Source organism: Streptomyces sp. NPDC004610 (genome assembly GCF_040609715.1).
Classification (GTDB): domain Bacteria; phylum Actinomycetota; class Actinomycetes; order Streptomycetales; family Streptomycetaceae; genus Streptomyces.
This window is the reverse complement of the sequence record NZ_JBEXLA010000087.1, coordinates 1-3,504: the sequence shown is the minus strand read 5'-3', so window position 1 is coordinate 3,504 and position 3,504 is coordinate 1. Positions and strand designations below refer to the sequence as shown.

The window sequence follows — 3,504 nt, the reverse complement described above, 5'->3', positions numbered from 1 at the left end:
CGGAGGAACTCCCACTCCTCATCAGACAGCTCATGACGACGTATCACCCGACCATGATCCACCACGCAAGATCAATTGAAGACACGCCCTAGCGCCCCGCCAAGCCGACCGAGAAAGGCCAGCACCACATGTCCGTCGACCAGGCCTCCTGGGAAGCCGCGGTACGCCACCTGTACGAGGACGCGTACCCGTACGACGCCACGGGCCCGCGCCGCCACGAAGACTGGGTCCTCGACGTCCTCGCGCTGATGGCGCGGGTCCCGGACCCACGGGGCTGGACCGGTCTCGACGACGCGGCCCAGAGCCCGGAGCGCGAGGCTTCCCCTACGTACCCCTTCGTCGCCCACCCCCCGGAGTACGTCGCGCCGCGTCTTCAGGAGATCGACCGGAACAGCGCCGAGAACCTGCTCCTGGCCATCACGGACGACAGGTGCACCCTGTCCAACCTGAGGCGCTTCACGGAGAGCGAGGAGGAACTGTGGGAGATGGCGCGCACGATCCTGGCGCGTTACGGAGACGGGGCCAGCTATCACACCAACATCAAGATGCCCGGTCATGTGCGCGGCACGCTCGACTTCACGTCGTCGAGCTGGGCGTATAGCCCGCTCAGCGTCTACACGGAGGACTGCGGCCTGATCGTCGTCTCGGACACCGAGGTCGGCATGTTCTGGAACTTCTCCGACCTCTGAGCCGCACGCATACAGCTCCCGACAGATACTTCGAGAGGATGTCCTCGTGCTGACCCGTTCCGCCTCCTATCCCGACCGGGAGACTGCCCAGTGGGCCACCCAGCAGGTCGTGACCACCAACGAGCAGGTCATCCACCGCTGGCTCGCCCAGGGCACCCGGGCCCGCCTCACCATCGAGGCCGCCTGGCCCTCCCGCGAGGAGCCCGTGGGCCGAGTCCAGCTGGAGGGCGACCTGCTGGCGGGGCGGGGGCCCGTGGACGTCCGCGCGACGCGAGTGGTGCTGCGCCGCGAGCCGTCGAGCCCGCACGGCTTCGTCGTCCACACGACCGTCCCGTTCTACCTGTAGGGGCCGCACGCACATGTCCATGAAGCCCCTCGAACACAACCGCCGGTATGGAGAACTGGACCAGGTGATGCGCGCGTACCTGGGGCAGCCGGCCGACGACACCCCGGAGCGGCGCAGCCGCGCGCTGGATGCGTACCTCCGCCACACCTGGCACACCCGCCCCTGGGCCATCGCGGAGGCGGAGCGCCAGCTGCGCGAGTACAGCCGCAAACCGCCAGGCCGCATCCGGCACAGGCTGGGCGAGTTCTACGCGATCCCGGACACCGGGATGGCCGAGTCGGAGATCGGCGACTGGCTGATGATGCTGGCCGACCACCTGGGGAAGAGCGTCGAGGAAGGCGACGTCCCGGAACGGTCATCCCCGCAGACTCACTGGGAGTGGCACGCGCGCTTCCCGGAAACCACGCAGCTGCTCGGCGGCTGGTTCTCGCAGGACATCGTCGCCGAGTTCCCCGACCACGACGCCGCCGTTGCCGACTACGCAGCCACCACCGACCCCCACCTGGTCGCACGCCTCGTGGGCGAACTCCACGAGTTGCTCGCCCTCTCCCTGGACGAGGGGGATTACGCCTTGGCAGCCGCCGAACTCGGCATGGAGGTCGGCCCGCCCGAGCCGTTCTCCTACGGCGCCTGGTTCCAGTCTGTGGCGGCGACGATGGCCGACGGCTGATCCAGGCTTAAGGCCACCCTCCACTTGGTGCACGAAGTTCCAGGTCAGCGACCTGGAACTGCGCCGTCGCCCAGACCGGCCAGGGTCAGCGGACCCAACGCGGAAGCCTCGGCGGCACGACCTGGCGTTGTCACGCTGGTGGCTATTGTCCCCTCCGGGATGAAACGGTCGGCACCCTTGCCGCTCTGGTCGGTCTTGGACGTCGAGGTCGTCACGAACAGGCCGAGCAGTCGGACGTCCACCGATCCGTGACGGCGCCAGCGCGAGACCCACCTGTGCAGCGTGCCCGGGTTGACGCCGGGCTCCTCGGCAAGCTCCGAGATCGGCTTACCGGTCTCGATCACTATGCGTATAGCGCCCTCGCGGAACTCCGCGTCGTTCGCGCGTTGCTTGGGACCTATGAATCCCAACTCCCCGTGCAAGCACGGGCGGCACGCTACGAAGGGAGGGACAAGGCGGCCTTCACCGTCCAGGCATGACAACGCATTCAAGAAGCCGCCCTCTGCGCGGTGGAAATGGTTGAACGCCGCCGACGAGCACGCGCTACCCCTCTACTCGAGACTGCAGGATCCGCGCAAGGTCGACGTCGCCGCGCATGACAACCGCGACCTCTCGGTCAATGTCCCCCTACTCGTGCTGCTCGCCACGGGTGCAGGTACTCCAGCCGTCCGTTTCACGCACCCGGCCACCAGTTCAACGAGCCCAATCAACTCGTCGAGGAGCCCGACGGGAATCTCGACTTCCTCAGCGCTCGGACCATCAGCCGCGATGGCCGCCCCGATTTCAGTAGCCAGGTCCACGGCCTGAGTTCAGGCTCGCGTGCTGTCGGCCTGCGAGGCGGTCATCACCAAGCGTTCCAGATCTGGGTCGTACATCTTGCGCGCGTCCTCGCGGACCGAGCGCACCGAGCGCACGACCGCCGGGCCTTCGATGCCCTGGCCCCGATCAGCTACTGCGTGCGCTCAGGCAAATCATCGCCAGACCCCCTGCCGGACATGAGGTCTGTCCGGACCGGACAGATCCGACCGGTGCCCATCGCCCCACCGGAGACCGGTGAATTTCGCCCATCGCCCAGGAGCAGCACGAGGCCCCTGACGGAGCGTCACGCACGGCTGTCCACCGGTTGTCCACCGGGGCCCCTTGCGCAAGCGTGATCCATCCCCTACGAGCGAGTAAAGAGCCAGGTCAGAGCGTTAGATCGTAAATCTCGCCACAGAAACCAAACCTCCGACCTACGCATTACGATGCACGGACAGATGGCGCCCGATTTGCCGAGATTCCAAGGTCACCCGAGACAAGAAACCCCAGGTCAGAAACCCGACCTGGGGTTCACCATGGAGCCGCCTTCGGGATTCGAACCCGAGACCTACGCATTACGAGTGCGTTGCTCTGGCCATCTGAGCTAAGGCGGCACGCTGCCCACACCTATGGTGCGATCAGCAACGCCGGTAAGTCTACACAGATTCCCAGGGTGCTCTGCACCGCCCTGGGAGGCCCCTCCGAGCCGCCCGAACAGGCCCGCCGAGGCACCTTTGGCGGGCCACCCGAGGCACCTTGGCGGGCCCTCCGAGGGGGCACCCGAGCGAGGTCCCCGAGGCGTCTGAGCGAGCTCCCCCGACCCCCGCCCAGGCGTACGTTCCGGGGAGCCCCGAAGGCACTGGGAAAGAGCCCCGCCACACCGATCTCAGCCCGCCCCACGCCACCTCTGACGGCGGAAGTGCAAAGCTCCCCGCAGGCGGTCTGATCGGCTCCCCGCAGGCGGACATGGAATGTCCCCGCTGATGGACGCGTGATCCCTC

Annotated in this window: 4 protein-coding genes and 1 tRNA gene; 3 read left to right on the top strand and 2 right to left on the bottom strand. The window is 67.3% G+C overall.

Annotated elements, in window-relative coordinates; genetic code table 11:
- Nucleotides 1-128: 128 nt before the first annotated feature.
- The 3 genes from ABZX40_RS41450 to ABZX40_RS41440 are packed head-to-tail and all read left to right on the top strand — an operon-like array spanning nt 129 to nt 1,705.
- A complete protein-coding gene (locus ABZX40_RS41450) occupies nt 129-689 on the top strand; it encodes a hypothetical protein (RefSeq protein WP_355751394.1) in 561 nt (186 codons plus the stop codon).
- Nucleotides 690-735: 46 nt separating this feature from the next.
- Nucleotides 736-1,035 (top strand): RNase A-like domain-containing protein, encoded by a 300-nt coding sequence (locus tag ABZX40_RS41445; RefSeq protein WP_355751397.1) that lies wholly within the window; start codon nt 736-738, stop codon nt 1,033-1,035.
- Between the two features lie 13 nt (nt 1,036-1,048).
- On the top strand, nt 1,049-1,705 hold the full coding sequence (locus ABZX40_RS41440; protein WP_355751400.1) for a contact-dependent growth inhibition system immunity protein: 657 nt from the start codon (nt 1,049-1,051) through the stop codon (nt 1,703-1,705).
- 44 nt (nt 1,706-1,749) lie between these two features.
- Here the strand turns inward: ABZX40_RS41440 and ABZX40_RS41435 are convergent, their stop codons facing one another.
- Complete coding sequence (locus tag ABZX40_RS41435; protein ID WP_356009263.1) at nt 1,750-2,115, bottom strand: transposase; 366 nt, start codon at nt 2,113-2,115, stop codon at nt 1,750-1,752.
- Between the two features lie 925 nt (nt 2,116-3,040).
- Nucleotides 3,041-3,117, bottom strand: a tRNA-Thr gene (locus tag ABZX40_RS41430).
- Nucleotides 3,118-3,504 lie beyond the last annotated feature (387 nt).